Here is a 24,184-nt window from a genome sequence, read left to right on the forward strand (position 1 = left end):
CCGTGGGTAAGGTGGCTAATTTTTAACCCACAAAGTATAAATTTGATTTAAAAAGTAAATCAGGATGCGAGTTATGAGCAAACTTACGCATCCCAGTTACACACGTTGCAGCAATTTTTTGATCGAATAGTTTTAAACTAAAGAACTAAATACTCCAACCGACCCACAATTGCAGATTCCTAACCTTGGCTAATTTGTTCATCGAGGTTCAATACCGTCAGGGCATTACTAACACTTGTCGCAATCACATCAATCGCGCCAGTACGCAGCGCACCAAGTAAAGAGAGCGGTTTACTGTTTTCTGCTGCGATAGCAATCACTTCTGAAATGGCTTTAAACTCGTCAATGCCGAGCCCTATCACCCGGTCGCTCATCACAGTTTTGGCGGATGCACCATGGATATCGAAAAAGTCATAACCGGCAAAATCACCAACAACACCTTGGTGCAAGCGTGCCTGCACCACTTCATCGGCACTAAACCACCCGAGATCAACCATGTAGCTGTTCTCACTCATATCACCAATGCCTATTAAAGCCACATCTGCTTTACGCGCTAAATCAAGGGTTTGCTTAACTGTCGCATTTTGCATAAAAGCTAATTTCTGTTCGCGGTTTTCAGCATAAGCTGGAGCATAGAGGGTTTCTGAGCTGCCACCATAACTCTTAGCAAACTGTCGGCAAATGTGGTCAGCGTTAAACATGCCGCCTCTTGGGTGAATACCACCGATGCCACAGACAAATTTGACCTCTTTTTGTGGGATGACACCAATATGATGCGCCACTGCAGAAACATTGCGCCCTTGCCCCACAGTCACGACAGTGCCATTTTGCAATGTGCCCGCCATGTACTTCGACACCAAGCCTGCAACTTGCAGACGCTGTGCCTCTTCACTCGGTTGATCCAAGGCGACCAGAGCACGTTTCACACCAAAGCGCTCAATCAGACGCTGCTCAATTTTGGCACTGAAAACGGGGTGATACTTGACTGTAATTTCAACAATGCCTTCATCGCGCGCCTGCTTAAGTAGGCGACCTACTTTAGCGCGTGATATCGCGAATTTTTTCGATATCTCTTCTTGCGTCGCGCCATCTTGGTAATAGGCCACTGAAATCTCAGTTAATACATCGGTACTGTTTATTGGTTTATCGGGTGTCGTGGTCACTATGTCATCCGTCTGGCAATTAAATTTTTGGCAAAAGCACCTTTCAAGGGTGCACATATGCTCAATGCACTAGCATTTGTCACCACCCACTTTACCCTAAACAAATGATCACCACCAACACAAATGTTCACGGCAAAATCTAATTAGGTGAGTCACACCAGAAAACCTTGCCATAGCAAGCAAACGTTTAGCTGCAACAGGATGCGATGACAGTCGAAATTAATGGTGATTAAGCTCACCTAATTCATTACTACTCGATTGACTTTGGCGGCCAATAAGATAAATATGAACCCATCATTTACTCATCGTTAGAACAAATGCTCAGCGCAATTTAACTAACGAACAAAAGTTTTCTGTTAATGAGTGGAAACGGTCTAAATTTAGCCATGAACTATTCGTTAACTCGCTTGCAAATGTCTATGTCATTTCTCGTATCGACGTAGACAGAAAATAGGATGATCAATTATGAGCAACAAATTAGAGCAACTTCGTAAACTAACTACCGTTGTAGCAGACACTGGTGAAATTGAAGCAATCAAGAAATACCAACCAGAAGACGCAACGACTAACCCTTCTCTAATTCTTAAAGCGGCTCAAATTGAAGAGTACGCACCACTGATTGACCAAGCGATTGAATACGCAAAAGCGCAAAGCAACGATAAAGCACAACAAGTACAAGACACTTGCGACATGCTTGCGGTTAACATCGGTAAAGAAATCCTAACCACTATCCCTGGCCGAATTTCAACCGAAGTTGATGCTCGTCTTTCTTACGATATGGAAGGCAGTGTATCGAAAGCGCGCCAGCTAGTTAAAATGTATAACGATGCCGGCATCACGAACGATCGCATTCTTATTAAGCTCGCTTCAACTTGGGAAGGCATCCGTGCTGCTGAAATCCTAGAAAAAGAAGGCATCAACTGTAACCTAACGCTGCTATTCTCATTCGCTCAAGCTCGTGCTTGTGCTGAAGCTGGCGTATTCCTGATTTCTCCTTTCGTTGGCCGTATTATGGACTGGTACAAGGCAAAAGAAGGTCGTGATTTTGAAGCTTCAGAAGATCCAGGTGTTATCTCTGTTTCAGATATCTACAACTACTACAAAGATCACGGTTACAAGACTGTTGTGATGGGCGCAAGCTTCCGTAACATCGGAGAGATCCTTGAACTGGCTGGTTGCGACCGTCTAACTATCGCTCCTCAACTTCTCGCAGATCTAGAAGCCGCAGAAGGTGAAGTAGTAGAGAAGCTTATCGACTCTAAAGGCACTCAAGCTCGCCCAGCAGCAATGACCCACGCTGAATTCCTATGGGATCATAACCAGGATGCAATGGCAGTAGAAAAACTTGCAGAAGGCATCCGCAACTTCGCTGTTGACCAAGGCAAGCTTGAAGAGATGATCGCAGCGAAACTGTAATCCAAAACTATTTAAAAGAGGGAACGAAAACGTTCCCTCTTCTACATCTATTTACCCGTGTCTCATAAGACAGAAACAATATTCGGAAATAATTATGGATCGTAAAATTTTAGCCAATGCAATCCGCGCACTTAGCATGGACGCAGTTCAACAAGCTAACTCGGGCCACCCTGGCGCACCAATGGGAATGGCAGATATCGCTGAAGTACTTTGGCGCTCTCACCTAAACCACAACCCAGCGAACCCAGAATGGGCTGACCGCGACCGTTTTATTCTATCAAACGGCCACGGTTCTATGCTGATTTACTCTTTGCTGCATCTAAGTGGTTACGAGTTATCAATTGACGATCTGAAGAACTTCCGTCAATTGCATTCAAAAACGCCTGGTCACCCAGAATATGGTTACGCGCCGGGTATCGAAACAACAACCGGTCCTCTAGGCCAAGGCATTACTAACGCGGTTGGTATGGCGATGGCTGAAAAGTCATTGGCAGCACAGTTCAATAAAGAAGGCCACGACATCGTTGACCACCACACTTATGTTTTCATGGGTGATGGTTGTTTGATGGAAGGTATCTCGCATGAAGCTTGTTCTCTTGCGGGCACATTAGGTCTTGGTAAGCTAATCGCGTTTTGGGATGACAACGGCATCTCTATCGATGGCCACGTAGAAGGTTGGTTCTCTGACGATACGCCTAAGCGTTTTGAAGCGTACGGCTGGCATGTTATCCCTGCGGTTGACGGTCACGATGCTGACGCCATTAATGCAGCGATTGAAGCGGCAAAAGCAGATCCACGCCCTACTCTTATTTGTACTAAAACCATCATCGGTTTTGGTTCGCCAAATAAATCAGGCTCTCATGACTGCCACGGTGCACCACTAGGCGCGGAAGAAATCGCAGCAGCGCGTGAATTCCTTGGTTGGGAACACCCAGCATTTGAAATTCCAGCAGACGTCTACTCTGAGTGGGATGCAAAAGCGGCTGGCGCAGACAAAGAAGCGGAATGGGATAATAAATTCGCAGCTTACGCAGCGGCTTACCCAGCAGAAGCGGCTGAATTTAAGCGTCGTGTAAACGGTGACTTGCCAGCAGAATGGGAAGCGAAAGCCAACCAAATCATCGCTGATCTACAAGCAAACCCTGCTAACATCGCATCACGTAAAGCATCGCAAAACGCGCTAGAAGCGTTTGGCGCAATGCTACCTGAGTTTATGGGCGGCTCTGCTGACCTAGCACCTTCAAACCTGACTATGTGGTCTGGTTCTAAATCGCTAACAGCAGATGACTTCTCTGGTAACTACATTCACTACGGTGTACGTGAATTTGGTATGACTGCGATCATGAACGGTATCGCACTGCACGGTGGTTTTGTTCCTTACGGTGCAACATTCCTAATGTTCATGGAATACGCGCGTAACGCAATGCGTATGGCTGCTCTAATGAAAGTGCAGAACATCCAAGTTTACACCCACGACTCTATCGGTCTGGGCGAAGATGGCCCAACTCACCAACCGGTTGAGCAAATCGCGTCACTACGCCTAACACCAAACATGAGCACATGGCGTCCATGTGACCAAGTTGAATCAGCGGTAGCATGGAAACTGGCAATTGAACGTAAAGATGGCCCATCAGCGCTTATCTTCTCGCGTCAAAACCTAGCACAACAACCACGTGATGCAGAGCAAGTGGCGAACATCGCTCGCGGTGGCTACATCCTAAAAGATTGCGCAGGTAAGCCTGAGCTAATCCTTATCGCAACTGGCTCTGAAGTTGAGCTAGCGGTGAAAGCGGCAGAAGAGCTAACGGCGCAAGGTAAAGCGGTACGCATCGTATCAATGCCAGCAACTGACGCTTTTGATAAGCAAGATGCGGCTTACCGTGAGTCAGTATTGCCTTCAGATGTGACCGCGCGTATCGCGATTGAAGCTGGTATTGCTGACTTCTGGTACAAGTACGTCGGGTTTGATGGTCGTATTATCGGCATGACAACGTTCGGTGAGTCAGCACCAGCTGAGCAACTGTTTGAAATGTTTGGTTTCACCGTTGAGAACGTAGTGAATACTGCGCAAGAGTTACTGGCTTAATTGCCGCTTGCTTTCTAGCTAAACAAAAATAGCGAATTAAACAAAAACCGAGCTTAATCGCTCGGTTTTTTTATATCGCTACCAGAGTGGAGTTCAGAATACTGAAAGAATAACGACTCAATCCAGTATCCAAACGCGATTTGCGCGACGTTTATTCGTCAGGGTAGCCTTGCGGGTTATTTGACTGCCAGCGCCATGTGTCTTGCGTCATTTCATCAACCGTTCGTGTTGCTTTCCAGCCTAAATCTCTTGCCGCTTTACTTGAATCGGCCCAGCACTCAGCAATATCGCCAGCACGACGTGGCGCAAATTGATACGCAATTGAATTACCGCTAGCTTGTTTAAATGCTTCAACCATTTCCAACACACTATAGCCTTTACCAGCACCCAAATTATAGGTGTGTAGTCCCGCTTTCGAGCCCACGCCATTCAATGCGGCAATATGACCATCCGCAAGATCCATAACGTGAATGTAATCACGCACACCCGTACCATCGACGGTTGGATAGTCATTACCAAATATCGACAAGTGTTCACGACGTCCAACCGCTACTTGAGCAATAAACGGCATTAAGTTGTTTGGAATGCCTTGTGGGTCTTCACCTAGTTCACCAGAAGGATGGGAACCTACCGGGTTAAAGTAGCGCAGTAGCGTGATACTCCAATCTGGGTTCGCAAGTTGGAAGTCGGTCAGACACTCTTCCACAATCAGCTTACTACGGCCATAAGGGTTGGTCGCACTGGTTGGGAAATCTTCGGTAATAGGCACAGAGGCTGGATCGCCATACACGGTAGCGGAAGAGCTAAAGATCAAGCTAGAAACACCCGCTTCACGCATTGCATCAACCAAAACCAGTGTTCCATGGACATTATCATCATAATATTCCAACGGAAAATCGACAGACTCTCCGACCGCTTTTAGACCTGCAAAATGAATCACAGTGTCAATTTGGTACTCCTTTAGCACAGAAACTAAACTATCTTTATCTCTAACATCTTGTAAAAGAAATTCTGGTTTTACGTGGGATACTGCCTCTATCCTGTGAAGAACTGAGGCTTTGCTATTACAAAGATTATCAAGAATAATCGGTTTAATGCCTGATTTAATTAGCTGGATAACCGTGTGGCTACCTATATACCCCATGCCACCAGTCACTAACACATTCATATATATGCCTCAATCTATGCCTAGTTAGAAATAAAACATGATTCATATTGAGTATAAGTCGTGTTTGACTCTTCTGCGTACCCAACCGCAAATTTCCTATCACCCTATCGGTGTCACAGACCCCAATTGATATTCTGAGGTAAGGTTGCTTAACAATTCGTACCGCTTTAGCGGCTCCCAATAACACTCATAAAGCATCGGTCTAGAGGGTTATTGAAATAGTTGTAGTTAAAGCAAAGAATATTGAGAGGGAGCATCAATGATCGAACAACGTATCATGCTTAATTGTGATATGGGTGAAAGTTATGGGCAATGGACGATGGGCAATGATGAACAGATCATGCCTTTGATTGATATGGCGAATATTGCCTGTGGCTTTCACGCATCAGATCCCAAAACGATGGCACAAACCGTACAATTGGCGGTGCAACACAATGTGAAAATTGGTGCTCATCCCAGTTATCCCGATATTGTTGGCTTTGGTCGTCGATCACTCGCCATGCAAGCCGACGAACTGACCTACAGCATCATCTACCAAGTTGGCGCGCTTAAAGCGATGTGTGAGAGCTTTAATACTGAGGTTCGCTACATCAAGCCTCATGGTGCTCTGTATAACGACATGCTCAAAGATTATGAAATTTTTGAAGCCGTCATTGATGCCGTTGCCTGTTTTAATGTGCCATTGATGATGCTGGCTGTACCAAATAGCCAACCCTTTTTCGATATCGCTGATCGTTATGAAGTGCCGCTATTATTTGAAGCGTTTGCTGACCGAGCCTACCTCAGCGATGGTTCACTCGCGCCTCGTCACCAACAGGGCGCAGTGTTGCATGATTGCCAAGCCGTGATCGATCAGGTAACACAATTGACTGAATTTGGTAAGATCCGCACGTTAGATGGCGAGATGCTCATTATCGAGGCGGATACTCTTTGTGTCCACGGCGACAACCCCAATGCAGTGAACATTCTCACGCAACTTAGTAACGCAATGGGAGTAGAAGATGACCGATAAACTCACCTTTAGCCCCGTCTCTGAATGCGCCCTGTTGATCAATTTTAACCAGCCAGATAGTGCAAAGCTTTCTGCTACCATTGGTCGCGTGACTCAAGCATTCTACCAGCAGTTAAGCCACTGTATTATGAACGTCACGCCTTCTTACACAACCATCTTGGTTGATTACCTTCCGCATCGAATCCAGCTTATAACCTTGCAGAAACAATTAAGCGACATTATCGAGAAGGTGCAATCAGAACCTGCAAATCAGGTTGAACGGCGTTTAATTGAATTACCTGTTTACTATCATCCTGATGTTGGGCCTGATCTCGTGCGATTCGAACAGAACGGCAACGATATTGCACAAACCATCGCTTTACACACCTCAACAATTTATACCGTTCAGGCAACGGGATTCGCCCCAGGCTTTGCCTTTTTAGGTGACGTTGTTACCGAAATTCAGTATTCGAGACATGCCACACCAAGGCTACAAGTACCAAAAGGCAGCGTCGCGATAGCTGACAATAAAACCGCCGTCTACCCATGCGAATCCCCCGCAGGTTGGAACATAATCGGCAACTGCCCTATTGCTCTATATGATCCAAACCAGTCACCAATGACCCCTTTCTCAATTGGTGATCAAGTCAAGTTTGTTGCCATCAATAAAGCGCACTTTTTCGAGCTTGGTGGCGTTATTTCGGAGGGTTGGTATGAATAATCAAGGATTAAGAGTACGCAAGCCTGGCGCGTTAAGCGTTATACAAGATCTCGGCCGATTTGGTTATGCACAATTGGGGCTTAGCCAAGGTGGTCCTCTTGACGAATACGCTTACAGCTGGGCGAACTTCTTACTTGGTAATCCAGTCAATTTGCCCTGCATCGAGATCACGCTCGGCCAAGCTGAATTTGCCATTGAACAGGATGGTGAATTTGCTATTTGTGGTGCCGACCTAAAAGCAAGCTTAGACGATACACCATTGGAGAATTGGAGTTCCTTTTTCGCCTTTAAGGGGCAATGTTTAAACTTCGCCCTGCCCAAAAATGGTTTGCGTAGCTACTTGGCAGTCAAAGGAGGATTTTTACTCACCTCACAATTAGGCAGTTGTGCCAGTGTTGAACGTGACCAGCTTGGTGGAATCGCCAATGGCAAGGCTCTGCAAGAAGGTGATCAACTGCGTTTTTCAGCGCCGAATACGCACAGTTCTTTTCAAAAGCGCCAGCTCAGTTTTCGTTTCATTCCTGACTATGACCTGCCCATCACATTACGTGTCATTGAAGGCTATCAACGTAACATTTTTTCAAAACAAGCCATTGAGCAATTTTATCAACAAGAGTTTGAAGTCAGCGCCCATATTAACCGGATGGGTTACCGCTTAACCGGAGCTTGTATTACCCCACCTCAGCAGAAAATGTTGAGTGAGGGGATCGCGCTCGGTGCAATTCAAATACCGCCCGATGGCGAACCGATTATTTTACTAAATGATCGCCAAACCGTAGGTGGTTATCCCAAGATAGGTTGTATTTCGCGCATTGATTTACCACGGCTTGCTCAAGCAAAGCCGGGGCAAAAAGTGCGTTTTGTCAAAGGACAGCTGCAAGAGTTGCAATCGGACTGGGTTCAATGGGCCAATTACTTCGGTTATTAATTACTTCGGTTGTGATAACGGCCTGCTAATGCAGGCCGTTTGGTTATGATTTTTTACTCTGAGTAACTCAAATACTAATGCCCATATACTTGAGCCAGCTCGGTAGGATAACCACGCTCTAGCGCCAGCAACTGCGCCTTTTCTACCACCTGAGACTCAGTTAGCGCACAGCTGATTGGATGCTGATCTTCAATGCTCATTTTCCTCGGCTCACCATTGATTACTTCCTTGGACTTGCCAACCAACTGCCATTGTTCAACAATTTTACACGCCGCTTCAAGTGCCGATGAACCTTTTACCACCTCAATACGGGCATAATGCTCACCAGCAAATGAAACATCGGCAGCACGTAGAGTTTCATCATTTCCGGGGATCTGTTGCGCTCCAAATAAAGGTAATCCAAACTCGATTGCATCAGCGTAGCTCGGTACAAAACGACTCATATGCTCAATCGCTTTATTACTGCGCTCAACCCGTACCGATTCACGCCAACCTTGACTGATCTTATTCACCAGCGGCGCAGGCAGTTGCGGTTGAGAAGATTGATGACAAGACCCCACTAAGCCATCTTCAAACAGTGTGACCTCTTTTGTCATACCGTGTAACTGAAAAATTGAACTTGGGTAAGGCGTCAGCTGAGCCATTCCATTTGGCGTGCCACGAGGACCATGGAAAATCACTTCGGGCCACATTTGTTGATTGCTCGCCCACTTCGTGACATACGCAGCTTTAAATTCGACCATTCGTTGGCGAGGAGTATTTGCTAAATCATCAACAATACCCGTCTCAAAACCACAAGCGTTAATAACGTAATCATAATGATGCTGATAGCGCATCTGACCGTCATCCATGGTCAACAACCACTGCATGCCCGATGGGGTCATGTCGACCAATTGAGTGTTCAGTTTCATCTGACAATTAGGCAGTTGCTCTAGCGCCAGCATTGCAGACGCGGCAATACGAAAAACGCTCCAACCATATTCGTTCACCGATACCACGGGATAATGAATGGCGTCTAAGTCCGCTTGTTGAGCGAATGGAATTAGCCATTCATCGTGATCTTGTGGCTCTGCACGTTGCTCGCGCAGTTTGAGTTGGTCTAATTCTTCACGAGAATACAATTTGAAGTATTGCTCTGGCTCGCCCAGTACACGGTTTGCCTCATCCTGCTCAACTAAATCTCGATATACAGCACGAATTTGCTCTAAACGCGGCAACAACTCATTTGGGTCACCCCCATCGCTATGGGGTACCACAATCAAAGTCGGGCGTTTGTTTAGGGTATGGGGGTAAAGGCGAACAGACTCGATCGACTGTCTGAGTAGCTGAACACACTGCTCAAGCGAGATCTCCCTGTACAAATTTCCACCAGCGTGCAAGTGACAGATTGGCGGGCCACTGATTAAGCTTGAGCTTTTTTCAATGAGATCAACCTCAATGCCCTGTTCTGCAAGGTGTAATGCAGTGGTTGCTCCCGCAATACCACCACCGATAACCGCAACTTTAGTCGGTTTATCTTGATCAATATTTAATGTCATTTAGATCAGTAATTCATTCTTTCTGATGGTATTTTACTGGCTTTATGCCGTTATGAAAATCACATTTTTAGCAAGGTAATTTTCACGTATTTTCAGGGAAAAAAATCGAAAAAAAGCTTGACGCATTTTTTGCAAATTCGCGAAATTCCCTCTGTGTGAATAATTAAAATCCGCCAAAGGCGGGTTTTATTGGCTTAGCACGATGGGCAGCTTTCCACGCCCAAAGAGTTATCCCTAACTTTATCCACAAGTTCTGTGGGTAACTAGTTAGTTTGACCTACTCAATGTTAGCTAAAGTCTTTATTTATAGGGATTAATAGCCGTTTTATTAGACTGTTAACAACCACGGCCAGGGTACAAAACGCCAACATTGGCAGCCAGATCCATAGTGAATAATGCAGTTGATTTTCAAGATCAAAACCGATTCTCATGATCGCCGCGACAATGAGCTCCGCCCCCAAGATAGCGATAATGCCTGCGACCAGCGCCATGACGCCATATTCAGCCCATATCGTCCTAATCACTCGTTTTTTACTGGCCCCGAGAGTACGATAAAGTTGAATTTCATTTTGTCGCTGGCCAAGGCTTAAACGCAATAAGGTAAAAATCAATAAAGCGCCCGCGATAACACTGAGCGATGCCAACAAAGTAATTGCCCACACGATCTGACCGACCAATTGCTGAATCTTGGCACCCATCACACGAATATCCATTAAGCTTACCGTTGGATGCTGGCGTGAAAGTGTATTAAGTAACTGATCATGTTGCTGCTCAACACGAAAACTGACTAAATAGGTGGCCGGTATTTGCTTCAACACGTCCGGAGTAAAAATAAAGTAGAAGTTAGGCTTCATATCTCGCCACTCAACCTGACGGATGGAGTCCACTCTTGCCACCACGGTTTGGCTATTGATAATAAAGCCTAGCTCATCACCCAATTTAAGCCCTAAATCGGTTGCAACCTCAGATTCAACCGACACACCACCGCTTGGCTGCCAATCTCCTTCAAGCAATTCATTGTGAGCTGGGATCGCCTCAGCAAAGGTAAAGTTAATTTCACGACGTAAGGAATCGCTCCCCTCACCACCTCGTGCATATTCCATCGCAGCGCGCTGGTTAATGGTAGCGACTCGCCCACGAATAATCGGATAAGCCTCTGAACGTTCAATCGCCTCAGCATCTAATGTCGCAAGATAACTCTCTTTTTCATAAGGGGCGATATTCAAAGCAAACGCATTCGGCGCATTATCGGGTAACGTTCTCTGCCAATCAGACAGCAGGTCTGTTCTAACCAACCACATTACCGCCAGCAACATAAGCGATAACGACAGTGCGCCAAATTGAATGCCACTGCTCATCAGGGAGCGATTGATCCGACTCAACGCCAGTTTGAACTCGGCATTTAGTGGTAATTTCGCCATCGCGCGGGTGATAAAGATGCTGACCAGCGCCAAAATGACAAACAATATCATCATTCCACCCAGCACTAACCACACCAGTAAGTTGTCACGATATACCACTAACATTGGTAGCACGGGCACCAGCAATAAAGCATAGCGTGCGCGCCCCACTCGCTGTTGCGTCGATTGCATCACATTGACCGCATTGACATTAATCAGCTTTATCAATGGAATGCCTAAGGCCGGAATAGCGATGAGCACACTCGTTGCCACCGCAATAAGTGCAGGCGCAATCCCATAAGAAGGCAACGGACTCGGCAACAAATCAGCCAAAGGAATACGCAGCAGATATTCAAGACCAATACCCAATAGGCAGCCTAAGAACGAGGCGACAGCGAGCAATATCAACACTTGGATGGTCAACCAATGAATAATCCAGCGTTTACTCGCGCCCAAACTTTTTAGCATCGCGATGGTTTTTAAACGAGTCGATACATAATGCTGACACGTTAACACTAATGTGGTCGCCGCCATGATCACCACGATCGCCACCGTCAGAGAAAGATACTGTTCAGTGCGTTGAAACACTTCATTGGTTCGGCTGGCACTGTTCTGATCTCGCCAAGAATCGCTTGGCGTTAATTCGATACTGCCCTGCAACGTGGATATCTGCTCATCGCTGCCGTTGAAATAATAGTTGTAACGCACTCGGCTACCAAGCTGTACAGCCCCGGTCTTCTCGAGGTCATCTTGATGAATATACGCGGATGGCATTTGTTGAAATGGATTAAAGCTCAATCCCGGCTCTTCGACTACGCGCCCTGTAATAACAAAATCCGCGTCCCCGAGCGTGATGCTATCGCCTTGCTGAACTTTTAGCTGATTAAATAGACGCTCATCCAGCCACAATTGATTACGCAAGACACGGTTTTCACTCTTTTCACCGTTTGCCAACTTGAGCTCGCCTTGCAGCGGATAGTGCGAATCAACCGCTTTAACCGTAACTAACTTCATTTCTTGAGCACTAAAAGCCATCGTGGCAAAGCGAGTCAATGCTGAGGAGTCTAACTGTAAGGTAATGGCCTGTGCTTTCAATTTATCCGGAATAGGATTGGACGAACTATAAATAGTATCCGCGGTGAGCGCTTCTTTGCCTTGCTTTACCACCACTTGTTCCATACGCTCGGCCAACGCGGTCAGCGCAAAGATTGCGGCAATAATCAGGGTTAGTGCAATCGATACTGGCCATAGCTGCCCTTGGCGGATCTCTTTACTGCTCCACTTAAAGAGCTGAAGATTAAGATGACCTTGAGTAAGCTTTGTCATTACTTAATCTCCAATTTACCCGCCTGAATCGTAAAAATGCGGTCACATCGCGCGGCGAGCTGCATATCATGAGTCACCAACACCAATGTCGTGCCATGACGCAGATTAAGCTCAAACAGCAACTCCACCACTTTTTCTGCTGTGTGTTGATCAAGGTTTCCTGTCGGCTCATCGGCAAATAGGATCTGCGGTTCCGTCATAAAAGCACGAGCAAGCGCGACACGTTGTTGCTCTCCGCCAGACAATTGTGCGGGGGAATGATGGATGCGCTGCGCCAACCCAACCGATTCCAGTAAGGAAATGGCCCGTGCTTTATCTTGCTCTTCCCCTTTGAGCAAACAAGGTAAAGTGACATTATCAAGCGCAGATAAGCTCGGGATTAACAAAAAACTCTGGAACACAAAACCGATCGATTGGCTACGAATTGCGGCTCGAGCCTCATCATCTAAGCTTGATAATGGTTGGCCAAGCAATTCAACCTCACCGTTGGTCGGCGTATCTAGCCCAGCCAACAATGTCATGAGCGTCGATTTACCCGCACCAGAAGTGCCGACAATCGCGACACTTTCACCCGCTTGGATCTCAAGGTTAATATCATCAAGGATTGTCAAATGTTCTTGATTGGTGGAAACTGTCTTTCCTAAAGATATAGCTTTTATCACGGATGTTTGCATGCTACGACTTCTTTCCTTAGTTCTCGCGTTACTCACGACCATTCCTGCTAGTGCAACGACGCTGCTGATATTAGGCGATAGCCTTAGTGCAGGCTATCAGATGCCAATTGAAAAAGCTTGGCCTAGTTTATTACCAAATGTAATGGACAATAAAGGCAAATCACTGACCATCGTTAACAGCAGCATCTCAGGTGATACTACAGGGAACGGGTTAGCACGCTTGCCACAATTACTCACTCAATATAAGCCGCACTATGTGCTGATTGAGCTCGGTGCAAATGATGGGCTGCGAGGCTTTCCACCCAATCTGATTGCCGCCAACCTCACCACCATCATCGATGCCATTAAGGCATCACAAGCCACGCCTATCTTGATGCAAATCCATATCCTACCCAATTATGGAAAACGCTATACACAAGCCTTCTCAGATTTGTATCCAAATGTCGCGCAGCGACAAGATATCTCGCTTATTCCGTTTTTTCTTGAACCGATTTTACGCGACAACCCGCAATGGATGATGAGCGACGGCTTGCACCCAAAAGCAGAAGCACAACCTTGGATCGCAGAATTTGTTTCTGCACAGTTAATAAACCATCTCTAATTGCCTTAGCGCAAAAAACTCCGTGTCACTTTAGGCTAAATTGAATGCTTAAGCTGTTGCTTTTGGAGAACTAAATGATAATTAAACCAGAAATATCCGGCGTCATCGCTCGTAGTGCGCATCCTCTCGGCTGTGAAAAAGCCATCTTAAATCAAATTGATTACGTGAAACACGCTAGGCCGATCACTAACGGGCCTAAACGTGTTCTGATCATTGGGGCATCTTCTGGTTTTGGCCTTGCTGCACGTATCGCATTGACGTTCGGGGGAGCTCAAGCGGATACAATTGGTGTTTCTTTTGAGCGAGGCCCATCAGACAAAGGCGTCGGTAGCGCTGGCTTCTATAATAATCTCTATTTTCGTGAACACGCTCAGAACGAAGGTCGTATCGCAATTAATATCGATGGCGATGCCTTCTCTACACAAACCAAAGAGAGCGTGATCGAAGCTATCGAAACGTATTTTGAGGGTGAAGTCGACTTAATTATCTACAGTGTCGCCAGTGGCCTACGTCCCAATTACCAAACGGGTGAGATGTGGCGTTCAGCGATCAAACCTATCGGTCAAGCCGTTGCTGGTGCCTCAGTCTCGCTTGAGCACGATCAATGGCTAGAATCGACATTAGAGCCGGCAACCGAGCAAGAAATAGATGGCACACTTAAAGTGATGGGCGGCGAAGATTGGGAAGCTTGGGTCGATACTCTGATTAACTCTGAATCCATCGCTGAAGGCTGCAAAACGGTCGCGTTCTCTTATATTGGTTCGGATCTAACCCATCCTATCTACCTTGATGGCACGCTAGGCCGCGCGAAAGTAGACTTACATCAAACCAGTCACGCGCTGAACCTCAAGCTTGCTAATTTCAGTGGTGGTGCCTATGCCAGTGTTTGTAAAGCGCTCGTGACCAAAGCGAGTGTTTTCATTCCTGGTCTCACTCCTTACTTGATTGCCCTCTATAAAGTGATGAAACAAAATGGTACTCACGAAGGATGTATCGAACAGATGCAACGACTGTTTACCACCAAACTGTATGGTTGTGACAAAGTACCCGTTGACGGCGAACGCCTAATTCGTATCGACGATCTCGAGCTCAACCCAGAAACCCAAGCACAAGTTCATCAGTTGGTAGAATCGATGAACGCGAATAACTTCCAAAAATTGGGTGATTACGCAGGCCTAAAGCAAGAGTTCATGCAGCTTAATGGTTTTGGTCTGGCTGGCATTGATTACAACAAAAAAGTCGATATTCAGAACATTATCTCAAAGTACAATTGCCTGGCCGACAGTTTGCTATAACCAATTGCTAACCTTGATCGCTTAATGCGCGTCTCATTTTTGAGATGACTATCATTACCGTATAGCCCCCAACATAATTTGGGGGCTTTTTTGTTAAAGTAGCCCACAGATTACAAAAGGAAATTTCCGTCTATTATTAAAAGATGAGCATGGAGTGCGCACTTTTGGCTTTAGCCAAAAAGGACTGTTTTTATATGTCAAAAATCAATACTAACAAATTAGTCATACCCGATGAGATGACTCAGAGTTGGCAAAACATTGTCAACTTGCTTGCTGAGATCGTTTCAGTACCAGCTGCCTTAATCATGAGAATTCATCCCGATGTCATCGAAGTAGTCTCGAGCAATAATAACGCCCAGCATCCTTATGCTATTGGTGATAGCGAAAAGCTCGGCCAAGGCCTCTACTGTGAGTATGTCATTGAGCAACAGCAAGCACTCGAGGTACCCAATGCGCTTGCGGATCCGAACTGGGATTGCAATCCCGATATCAAACTGGGCATGGTCGCCTATTGCGGTTTCCCGATTAACTGGCCGAATGGCAAGCCATTTGGCACTATCTGCGTGTTAGATTCGCAAACGAAATCTCTCACAACGACCTATAAGGATCTGCTACAAAATTTCCGTGACGCGATTCAAGCACAATTGGTGACTCTTTATCAAAACGAAAAACTCAAACTGCTCAATGTCGAATTGAAATCTCGCGTCAGTACGCGCACGCAAGACTTAGTTGACCTCAATTTCTCATTAAACATGGAGATTGATAAGCGCCGCGCTGCTGAACAAAAAATCTTGTATCATCAAAAACACGATTTAGGTACTGGGTTTCTCAATCGTAATTCGCTTGAGTTTGAAGCAGATCAAATGCTCAAAGCGCACTCTGAACAACCTGAATTCCAAGCAGCTGCAATCCACATTGGTTTTACTAACGGCAAGTTACTGCAAACCAAACATGGGTATGGCGTGTGGGAAAATATTCTGGTTAAGTTTCGCGAGCGACTTGGTGACCTCAACCAATTTCATGTCAAAACGGCGCGCCCAACCTCAACCGAGTTGGTGCTGTTGGTTCAATCTAATCGTCTTAGTGAGCACATCAACGATTTATGCCAACAGTTATTAACCGTCAGCCACTCAGAATTTGAAGTTGATGGCGAGAACCATCATCTACACAGCTATATCGGTATCAGTACTACCGATGACGCCGCTTCTGGACACCTGTTATTGAAATACGCATCCGGAGCGATGCATTCCTGTAAAGACTCTGGCCATAAATACAGTTTCCACTCGCATGATATTTCCGCATTGCAAACTGACATCAATCAATTAGAAAGTTACCTATTGCAAGCGGTACGAAGTGAAGACCTATTGCTTTATTTCCAACCAAAGGTATCACCACTTAATCATAAATGGACTGGAGCCGAAGCCTTGTTACGTTGGCGCCATCCAATTCTTGGCGATATCTCCAATGAAACGCTGATCCATATGGCGGAGCAAAATGGTCTTATTTTCGAAGTGGGCACATTCGTACTACGCTCAGCGATCCAAAAAGCGTCAGAGTGGGCAACCCATGTGAAAGATTTTAAAATTGCGGTCAACATTTCTGCGGTACAACTCAAGAACCCCCACTTCGCAGAACAAATTGAAGAGTTATTGATCGCCTATCAACTCCCGCCGGAATATTTGGAATTGGAAGTCACGGAAAGCAGCTTAATTGCAGACGAAGTAATGGCGAAGAATTCTTTATTGGCGCTACATAAGCTGGGCGTCACACTCTCTTTGGATGATTTTGGCACTGGCTACTCTTCGTTCAATTACCTCAAAAAATTTCCCTTTGATGCCATCAAAGTCGATAAGAGTTTTATTCAACAATTAGATAATTGCCAAGAAGACAAAGAAATCGTTCGCTCCATCATTGCAGTGGCGAAAAAACTCAACCTCTCCGTCACCGTTGAGGGAATAGAGAATCGGTTACATGAAAAGTTTATCATCGAGGAAGGCTGTGAATTCGGCCAAGGTTTCTACTATGGGAAGCCAATGCCATGCGACGAATTTGAAATCAATTTATTAAGCCAAAACTATTTTCAAGCGAGCTAGACTCGTTATCTCATAGAAAAATGCCCTACGAGACAGACGAATGGCGATAAAATGTTAAGAATCACCGCTTGAGCTTTACTCTGTGCCAAGCGGTTCCTATAATCCACGCCTTTACCGACATTCCTAATGTGAGTTCTTTATGGATCAGCTAATCGCGACCCTAAAAAAAATCGAAAAACAGAACTATCGCGCGTATCACCAAATCAAAGGTCAGTACGACCTAACCGATTTCACGCTATTTGTTGATCACGTTCAAGCTGACCCATTTGCTTCTGCTTCACGTTTCCGCGCCTTCCGTCCATGGTCGTTAACTGGCTTAGATTGGCTAAAAGAGAAGTCTCCGGCCTATCAAATCGCCGCTCGCGATTTTATTGCTCGTACTTTCTCAGAATTTGCGAAACAAGAATCTCACGTTAGCATCGCGCTGCATGGCCAAACTGTACTCGATTCGACTGCCGTGGTCTTCACTGAAGAAGGTATAGAGCTGCGTTTCCGCGTTAACCTACCCGCGGAAGGCCGTTCAGTACTCGGTAAAAAGTCAATCAACATTCTTACCTTCCATTTGCCTAAATTTGTCCGCCGCGCAACCATCGCTCGTGAGATTGATATCGCCGCGTTAGAGCGTCATTGCCAAGTAATAGAAGATCAAGAAGCCTTACGCGAGCAGTTAGAAAAAAATAACCTGATTGCTTTCATTGGCAATGGTTCTGTTCTACCTCGTCTTGCCGGTAACTGCGATCTACCGATGAAAGATGCGGTTGAATTTGTTGCCCCCGAGTCACTGCAAGTTACGTTAGAGACACCTAACCAAGGGCCTGTCACTGGTCTTGGTATTCCGAAAGGCATTACATTAATCGTTGGTGGTGGCTTCCACGGTAAATCGACTCTACTGACTGCTATTGAGCGTTCGATCTATAACCATATTCCTGGTGATGGCCGTGAGCGCATTGTTACCAACCTTGATGCGATGAAAATCCGCGCTGAAGATGGGCGCAGTGTTCACAACTTAAACCTATCAAACTACATCAATCATTTGCCAATGGGTAAAGATACCGCAGACTTCTCAACCCAAGATGCCTCTGGTTCAACCTCTCAAGCAGCATGGTTACAAGAATCGATTGAATCTGGTGCGCGTGGTTTATTGATTGATGAAGATACGTCAGCAACTAACTTCATGATCCGTGATGAACGCATGCAAGCACTGGTTAGCAAGGGCGCAGAGCCAATCACTCCTTTAGTTGACCGTATTGGCCAATTGCGCTCTGAATTAGATATCTCTACCATCGTCGTTATGGGTGGCTCTGGTGACTATTTGGATGTCGCAGACACGGTAATTCAAATGCACGACTACCAACCTGTTGACGTAACAGAAAAAGCGCAACAAGTTATTGCACAGCACCCTACCCAGCGTTGTAACGAAAGTGAAAGCCCACTTGAAACATTCCGTCCTCGCGCTCTTAATGGTGCGGCTCTGCAAGCGATTTTGCTGGATGGTAAGTTCCGAGTGTCAGGTAAAGGCACGGAATCTCTGCGTTTTGGTAAAGAGTTCGCGGACATCTCAGCCCTTGAGCAACTTCAATCTAGCTCTGAAGTGAATGCGATCGGTTGGCTTTGGTTCCAACTTGCTCAACTACCGGGTTGGACAACCAATCCAGCCAAAGAAATTGCGCAAATGATCTCAGGTGATTGGCATCAAACAATGCCAAAACAGGGCGATCTTGCCAAACCACGTGTTTTGGATGTGATGGCAGCGCTAAACCGACTGCGTAAAGCGCAATTTAAAGCAGCCAAATAAAGCAGCGCGATTTTTATCGACTTCTTACGACAAAGCGCCCAAATAAGGGCGCTTTGTTTATTAGATTCGTGCATATAAATCAATCGTCACACTCTCAATACATGCCATGCTTCACATACCAAGCGAAATTGGTCAGTATTACCATTTTGTCGATCTGGATGCCATTTTAAGGCGAGCTTACGCCACTTCTTACGAATTTCACTATCACTCGCGCCTTCATTGAGCTCAAACAGCCGCAATGCTTTAACTCGATCTAATGTACCCGTTCGTTGTGTTTGCTGTCCGACGTATTCACGATAACGCGTCCAAAATTCATTGAGCAGACGTTTAATTTCACCTTCCTCAGCTTCGTAATTACTCCATTGCGTATAGTAATCTCGCAGAGGATCTTGTGGATCAATATGGTATTGCTGGCCATGATGACAATTCGGCAGTAACGCAATATCCATCGCCTCTACTTGCACCCAACGGTCGGGATAGAGAGTCTCTTGTAATTGGTACAGCGCATTCATGATTAAAAAATTGCGCTTAAATAAATCTTTATCAGGACGAGAGTCCAGGACTGGCATCAACTCTTTTTCGCTCAAATGCGCGGCTAATATATGCACTTTCCAACCTGTCGGCTTCTTACGCAATACTTCCAATATCGGCCACAACAGCGGATTTTCGATTTCACACAGTGTGGCTAAGCCATATTGTTGATTCATAGCGTCCTAATAAAAATGGCATATTTAGTATTGATTATAGTAGCTTACCCTTGCACCAAGCTATGATTCAACTGCCACTGCGCCATTTTTTACAACAGTTTGAAGCAACGCCTCAACTTAACCTTTTTACGAATGTGTCAATCTTACCAAAGCGAGCATACCCTCAGTCTAAATGCTCGGTTTAAAAATTAATTGAACACTGTTTTATTGTTGATTATGCTTAACTAAGGCTGATTAGCATTAATCAGTACCAAGTTTTAGCTTCAGAAAATTTAAGGACAAAGTAATGTCTCAACATCACAGCCTCATCACATTAAAGGCACTAACCGTACTCTACATTGCAGTGTTTATTTTTGCGGGCATCGAGCCTGTTTCGCGCGCCGTCTGGATTGCTGAGATCATTCCTGTGCTCGCGGTTTTAGGTATAATTTGGTGGGTATCACGCCACTACGTTTTCTCTAACACCGCCTATATCTTAATGTTTGTTTGGATTTGTTTGCATACCATCGGCTCTAAATATACCTTTGCTGAGGTACCGTTTGATTGGTTTAATCAACTCATTGGCTCAGATGAACGAAACCAGTTTGATCGAGTCGCTCACTATTCGATTGGCTTCTACGCCTATCCCATCGCGGAATACCTTATCCGTCGCAATGTCATCAAACCCGTTTTTGCCTGCCTGTTCGGCCTCTTTTCCGTTATGTCACTGGCCGCTGGCTATGAAATCATCGAATGGTGGTATGCGGAGTTAGCGGGCGGAGAAGAAGGTATCGCATTTCTAGGCTCACAGGGCGATATTTGGGATGCACAAAAAGATATGCTGATGGATACACTGGGTGCCATCAGCGCACTCACACTACTTGTTTTTCAACGGCGCGTGTTTTCGTCTAACCATGCTAAGTAAGGGTTAAATCCTTCCGTAAACGGTAATTTAACCACTTGAGGAGTATCGTAATCATGCTCCTCAACAATCAAAGCTTCGAGCGCTTGATAACAACGTTGCGTTGTTTTCATCACCAGTAACCATTCCTCATCAATACAAACTTCATCTTGCCAAACGTAATGACTCTCTATGGGCATACTTTGAATACAAGCGGCCAATTGCTCCTGTAATACAGCATGAATTAAGGCTTGTTTATTACTTATACTGTTTGTGGTGGTTAATACAATACAAAAGGTATCTGGCATAAGATTTCTCCGTAAGCTCTACATACTCACTTTCTAGTAGAAAATAGCAGCGCTAAGAGGCTGATAAAATCTACACAAGTTAATTCTTGACGTGAAATATGATTCCAAAAAAATAATCAAGCACTTTATCTAGATGTGACTCGCAAAAACATAACGAATGACACGTGAATGACGTTAGTTTAGAGCTGGCAGGCTAGAATTAAATTGCACGCGGGGAGTTTAGCCCGTACGCTACTGAAAAATAAATATTAAATAATAAATAACGCCAATATGGCGATTAATGCCTATTTTGTTCGCTTCGCACCGGAGAAGAAATGAAAGAAAATAAAGCCTCAACTCTTGATCACCAATGTTGCCCACTATGTGGCAGCGATGAATACCTAATGTCTGGCTCTGGCTCTTTACTTTGCGCCGAATGTGGATCTTTTTTTGAAAACGTCCATCAAGTGATTAGCAGTGAAACTTTACATGTAAAAAGTGCCGTACCCATTTACTTCAGCCACAGCTCACTGATGAATTAATCTTTCAACCAACTAAATTCAAACAATATAAAAAAGCCCCTTACGGGGCTTTTTTATATATACGCGCTTATCTCATCAAGTCGATGAATGGTTGCGAGCGTTCCAGGGTAGGAACGTCGATTGATCCCTTCGAGCTGTATCGTCCTCATACCGGCTTTAACACCCGCTTCAAGCCCTTTGGGCGTATCATCAACGTACAGACACTCATTAACTCGAAATCCCATGCTCATTGCGCTGTAAAGAATCAAATCGGGTTCGGGTTTCCAGCTATTGGTATCAAATGCCGAAAACACTCTACCTTTGAAGTAACCATCTAACCCCGTCAATTCCAGTGCATGAATGGTTTTATCTTTCGGTCCGTTCGAGGCGACACAGTAACTTATACCTTTACTGTCGAGAGCCGTTAAGGTTTCGACAACCCCTTCCATTGGTTTAAGTTCTTGCTCAAAAAGCTGCTTTAATGTCTTGCGATACAAAGGCTCCAATACATCCAACGACACATTAATCCCCAGTCGACGTTGAGTGTCGTTTAGGATATCGGCCAGCTTGCCGCCAACAAAATACGACATCGCTTGCTCAACTGACAAGTCCGCACCAAATTCCCCAAACACCAATGACAAAGCACGGCAACACAAGATTTCACTATCGACAAGCGTCCCTTCACAATCAAAGATGACACACAAGGTTTGATCCATAACGAATCCCCTCTTCTACGTTATTTTTAGTCTCTAAAATAGTATGTCGATTATGAAATTGTGACAGGTTTGACTTAACAAAATGACCGATTTTAACCAAACGATGATAAAAAACTTAGGCTAGGTCACCCTCTGTACCGTTGATGCTGTATAACGCTATTCGCTTTTATCAGGATAGGCATTACGAATAGCAACAAATTGATCCAAATTATTGAGTAAAATGGTGGATAAGGTAGGATCAAATTGCGCTCCATTCTCGCGAGTAAAATGCGCGACGACCTCTTCTAAAGACCAAGCTTGTTTGTAGCAACGCTCACTGAGTAAGGCATCGAATACATCTGCAATCGCAGTGATACGAGAAAAGATATGAATATCTTCACCTGACAAGCCATTAGGATAACCAAGCCCATCCCAACGCTCATGGTGCTCATGTGCTACCGTAGCGGCGAGATGGAATACTTCACCATTGCTCGCATTCAATAATTTATAACCATACGAGGTATGCGTCTGCATTATTTCCCATTCGGCACTATCAAGCCTTCCCGGCTTTTCAAGAATTGACTCTGGAATGGCAATTTTACCGACGTCATGCATCGGGCTAATGATCTCAATCAGCTCCACTTCGCGATAACTTAAGCCATGTAAACGCGCTAATAGGGAAGATAGCTGTGCTACGCGCTTAACGTGGTTGCCGGTTTCGCCCGATCGGGTTTCGATCGCTTCGCCAAGTACGACGATCATATCTTTTTGTGTTTTCAACGTTTTTTTCTGTAACTGGACTATTTTCTTGTTCTGTTTGTTTAATTCACGCTTTTGACGAATGGTGACAGCTTGAGTGATGATCACCAGCGCCATGCAAAAGATGATCGAGGCTGCAATGCTGAGCACTTGCCAGTTAGATTTGAGAAAGCTCACTGGTTGATTAAGTACTAGCGTGTTTTGAGGCAAGCTACGCTCATCAATGCCAAATCGTTCAAGTGCATTAAAATCTACAACCGGTCTGCTGGCGTTACCCACTGCAACTTGCTCAGAAAAATTCAGCGGGATGAATTCATCAAGCGCGAGTAGCATTTCACGTCCGACTTGCTCAGAGCGATTTACGTAGCCGCCAAAAATGCCATTAGTAATGTAAAACTCCCAAAAGACGAATACGGGGGCTGGGCTATTAATTGCTATTTCTTGTGCGACATACTGATAACGATGATAAATACCTTGATCAATGTCGGTATTGTAGTGAGTCAAAATCACTGCATCATCTGGGCTGATACTCTGTAGCACGTCACCGACACGAGCCAGTGGTATATCGCGAATCTCTATCACCTCGACATTGGCATTACGCGCCAGCACTTCAAGTGCTTTTTCACGCACATATTGCGATGTTGTGCTGCGATCAGAGATGTAGTACAAGCGCTGTAAACTCGGTCGAACACGATTGATCAATTCAACGGTTTTTTCGATTTCATCACGTTCAAAAATGATGCGATAATCGCTGGTCACGGTCGACAACGTCGCACTTTGATTGTTAATCCCAGCGGCGATGATTGGCAAGTCTATGAAGGGGTTGTCAGGCCACTGGTTAATAAGTTCAAGTGCATTATCGTCAGTAACTAACACGGCATCGAATTGATGGTGTTGATACTTAGTGTTGAAGTAACGAATAAACTCACTGTAGTAGGTCTCGTTATAGACCCGCTTAGTATCAAGGTATTCTAGGGAGAGTTTCAGCTTAGTGTTGGATTTTGCAATCGCCTGCTCGATGCCAGATTGAAAATCCGCAGTCCACTGATAAGACGGCGAGTAAGAATGCAGTACCAAGACGTTCTTGTATTGCCATTGATTTGCCAACGAAGACGACGACGTCACGCAAGCTACAACTAA

General features: G+C 45.3%; 20 protein-coding genes. 11 read left to right on the forward strand and 9 right to left on the reverse strand.

All coding sequences use genetic code 11. The annotated features are described in order from the left end of the window. Positions 1-179: 179 nt before the first annotated feature. Entirely contained in the window at positions 180-1,163 is a 984-nt protein-coding gene (locus RJD38_RS20150) for a sugar-binding transcriptional regulator (protein ID WP_005599505.1), read from the reverse strand. A 465-nt stretch (positions 1,164-1,628) separates the two neighbouring features. On the opposite strand from RJD38_RS20150, the gene tal reads away from it, so the two are divergent. Together tal and tkt are read left to right on the forward strand one after the other, a co-directional pair. Next, on the forward strand, positions 1,629-2,579 hold the full coding sequence (tal, locus tag RJD38_RS20155; protein WP_005599507.1) for a transaldolase: 951 nt from the start codon (positions 1,629-1,631) through the stop codon (positions 2,577-2,579). A 94-nt stretch (positions 2,580-2,673) separates the two neighbouring features. Next, positions 2,674-4,665, forward strand: coding sequence for a transketolase (gene tkt / locus RJD38_RS20160; RefSeq protein WP_065546319.1), 1,992 nt, complete (start codon positions 2,674-2,676; stop codon positions 4,663-4,665). A gap of 151 nt (positions 4,666-4,816) precedes the next feature. Here the strand turns inward: tkt and galE are convergent, their stop codons facing one another. Further along, positions 4,817-5,833 (reverse strand): UDP-glucose 4-epimerase GalE, encoded by a 1,017-nt coding sequence (gene galE / locus RJD38_RS20165; RefSeq protein ID WP_065546320.1) that lies wholly within the window; start codon positions 5,831-5,833, stop codon positions 4,817-4,819. Between the two features lie 259 nt (positions 5,834-6,092). Here galE and RJD38_RS20170 point away from each other — a divergent pair, with 259 nt between their 5' ends. The 3 genes from RJD38_RS20170 to RJD38_RS20180 are packed head-to-tail and all read left to right on the forward strand — an operon-like array spanning position 6,093 to position 8,473. Continuing rightward, positions 6,093-6,845 (forward strand): 5-oxoprolinase subunit PxpA, encoded by a 753-nt coding sequence (locus RJD38_RS20170; protein ID WP_065546321.1) that lies wholly within the window; start codon positions 6,093-6,095, stop codon positions 6,843-6,845. After that, positions 6,835-7,545, forward strand: a complete 711-nt coding sequence (locus tag RJD38_RS20175; protein WP_065546322.1) for a 5-oxoprolinase subunit B family protein — start codon at positions 6,835-6,837, stop codon at positions 7,543-7,545. Before RJD38_RS20170 ends, RJD38_RS20175 begins: the two co-directional genes overlap by 11 nt. Further along, complete coding sequence (locus RJD38_RS20180; protein ID WP_065546323.1) at positions 7,538-8,473, forward strand: biotin-dependent carboxyltransferase family protein; 936 nt, start codon at positions 7,538-7,540, stop codon at positions 8,471-8,473. Before RJD38_RS20175 ends, RJD38_RS20180 begins: the two co-directional genes overlap by 8 nt. Positions 8,474-8,547: 74 nt before the next feature. Here RJD38_RS20180 and RJD38_RS20185 read toward each other — a convergent pair whose 3' ends face one another. The 3 genes from RJD38_RS20185 to RJD38_RS20195 all read right to left on the reverse strand — a co-directional run bounded on the left by RJD38_RS20185 (position 8,548) and on the right by RJD38_RS20195 (position 13,411). Continuing rightward, the gene (locus RJD38_RS20185; protein ID WP_065546324.1) at positions 8,548-10,011 is read right to left on the reverse strand and encodes an FAD-dependent oxidoreductase; all 1,464 of its coding nucleotides are present in this window, start codon (positions 10,009-10,011) and stop codon (positions 8,548-8,550) included. 287 nt (positions 10,012-10,298) lie between these two features. Then, a complete protein-coding gene (locus tag RJD38_RS20190; RefSeq protein ID WP_065546325.1) occupies positions 10,299-12,737 on the reverse strand; it encodes an ABC transporter permease in 2,439 nt (812 codons plus the stop codon). Beyond that, positions 12,737-13,411, reverse strand: coding sequence for an ABC transporter ATP-binding protein (locus RJD38_RS20195; RefSeq protein ID WP_005598170.1), 675 nt, complete (start codon positions 13,409-13,411; stop codon positions 12,737-12,739). The genes RJD38_RS20190 and RJD38_RS20195 overlap by 1 nt, the downstream gene beginning before the upstream one ends. On the opposite strand from RJD38_RS20195, the gene RJD38_RS20200 reads away from it, so the two are divergent. From RJD38_RS20200 to RJD38_RS20215, 4 genes are all read left to right on the forward strand, one after another. Then, the gene (locus tag RJD38_RS20200; protein WP_065546326.1) at positions 13,410-14,012 is read left to right on the forward strand and encodes an arylesterase; all 603 of its coding nucleotides are present in this window, start codon (positions 13,410-13,412) and stop codon (positions 14,010-14,012) included. The genes RJD38_RS20195 and RJD38_RS20200 overlap by 2 nt on opposite strands. A 74-nt stretch (positions 14,013-14,086) precedes the next feature. Beyond that, on the forward strand, positions 14,087-15,307 hold the full coding sequence (gene fabV, locus RJD38_RS20205; RefSeq protein WP_065546327.1) for an enoyl-ACP reductase FabV: 1,221 nt from the start codon (positions 14,087-14,089) through the stop codon (positions 15,305-15,307). Positions 15,308-15,501: 194 nt separating this feature from the next. Then, positions 15,502-17,400, forward strand: coding sequence for an EAL domain-containing protein (locus RJD38_RS20210; protein WP_065546815.1), 1,899 nt, complete (start codon positions 15,502-15,504; stop codon positions 17,398-17,400). Between the two features lie 139 nt (positions 17,401-17,539). Continuing rightward, positions 17,540-19,195: an ABC-ATPase domain-containing protein gene (locus RJD38_RS20215; RefSeq protein WP_005598179.1), complete on the forward strand. Its 1,656-nt coding sequence runs from the start codon at positions 17,540-17,542 to the stop codon at positions 19,193-19,195. Between the two features lie 86 nt (positions 19,196-19,281). On the opposite strand, the gene RJD38_RS20220 is transcribed toward RJD38_RS20215, so the two are convergent. Next, a complete protein-coding gene (locus tag RJD38_RS20220; protein WP_005598180.1) occupies positions 19,282-19,902 on the reverse strand; it encodes a DNA-J related domain-containing protein in 621 nt (206 codons plus the stop codon). 286 nt (positions 19,903-20,188) lie between these two features. Here RJD38_RS20220 and RJD38_RS20225 point away from each other — a divergent pair, with 286 nt between their 5' ends. Then, positions 20,189-20,806 (forward strand): DUF2238 domain-containing protein, encoded by a 618-nt coding sequence (locus tag RJD38_RS20225; RefSeq protein WP_065546328.1) that lies wholly within the window; start codon positions 20,189-20,191, stop codon positions 20,804-20,806. On the opposite strand, the gene cutA is transcribed toward RJD38_RS20225, so the two are convergent. Then, positions 20,770-21,090 (reverse strand): divalent-cation tolerance protein CutA, encoded by a 321-nt coding sequence (gene cutA, locus RJD38_RS20230; protein ID WP_065546329.1) that lies wholly within the window; start codon positions 21,088-21,090, stop codon positions 20,770-20,772. The genes RJD38_RS20225 and cutA overlap by 37 nt on opposite strands. A 314-nt stretch (positions 21,091-21,404) precedes the next feature. Here cutA and RJD38_RS20235 point away from each other — a divergent pair, with 314 nt between their 5' ends. After that, positions 21,405-21,611 (forward strand): hypothetical protein, encoded by a 207-nt coding sequence (locus RJD38_RS20235; RefSeq protein WP_005598188.1) that lies wholly within the window; start codon positions 21,405-21,407, stop codon positions 21,609-21,611. A gap of 53 nt (positions 21,612-21,664) precedes the next feature. Here the strand turns inward: RJD38_RS20235 and RJD38_RS20240 are convergent, their stop codons facing one another. Further along, positions 21,665-22,306, reverse strand: a complete 642-nt coding sequence (locus RJD38_RS20240) for an HAD-IA family hydrolase (RefSeq protein WP_005598507.1) — start codon at positions 22,304-22,306, stop codon at positions 21,665-21,667. Positions 22,307-22,462: 156 nt separating this feature from the next. Beyond that, complete coding sequence (locus tag RJD38_RS20245) at positions 22,463-24,169, reverse strand: HD domain-containing phosphohydrolase (protein ID WP_065546330.1); 1,707 nt, start codon at positions 24,167-24,169, stop codon at positions 22,463-22,465. Positions 24,170-24,184 lie beyond the last annotated feature (15 nt).

The organism is Vibrio scophthalmi, from assembly GCF_040869025.1.
GTDB lineage: Bacteria > Pseudomonadota > Gammaproteobacteria > Enterobacterales > Vibrionaceae > Vibrio > Vibrio scophthalmi.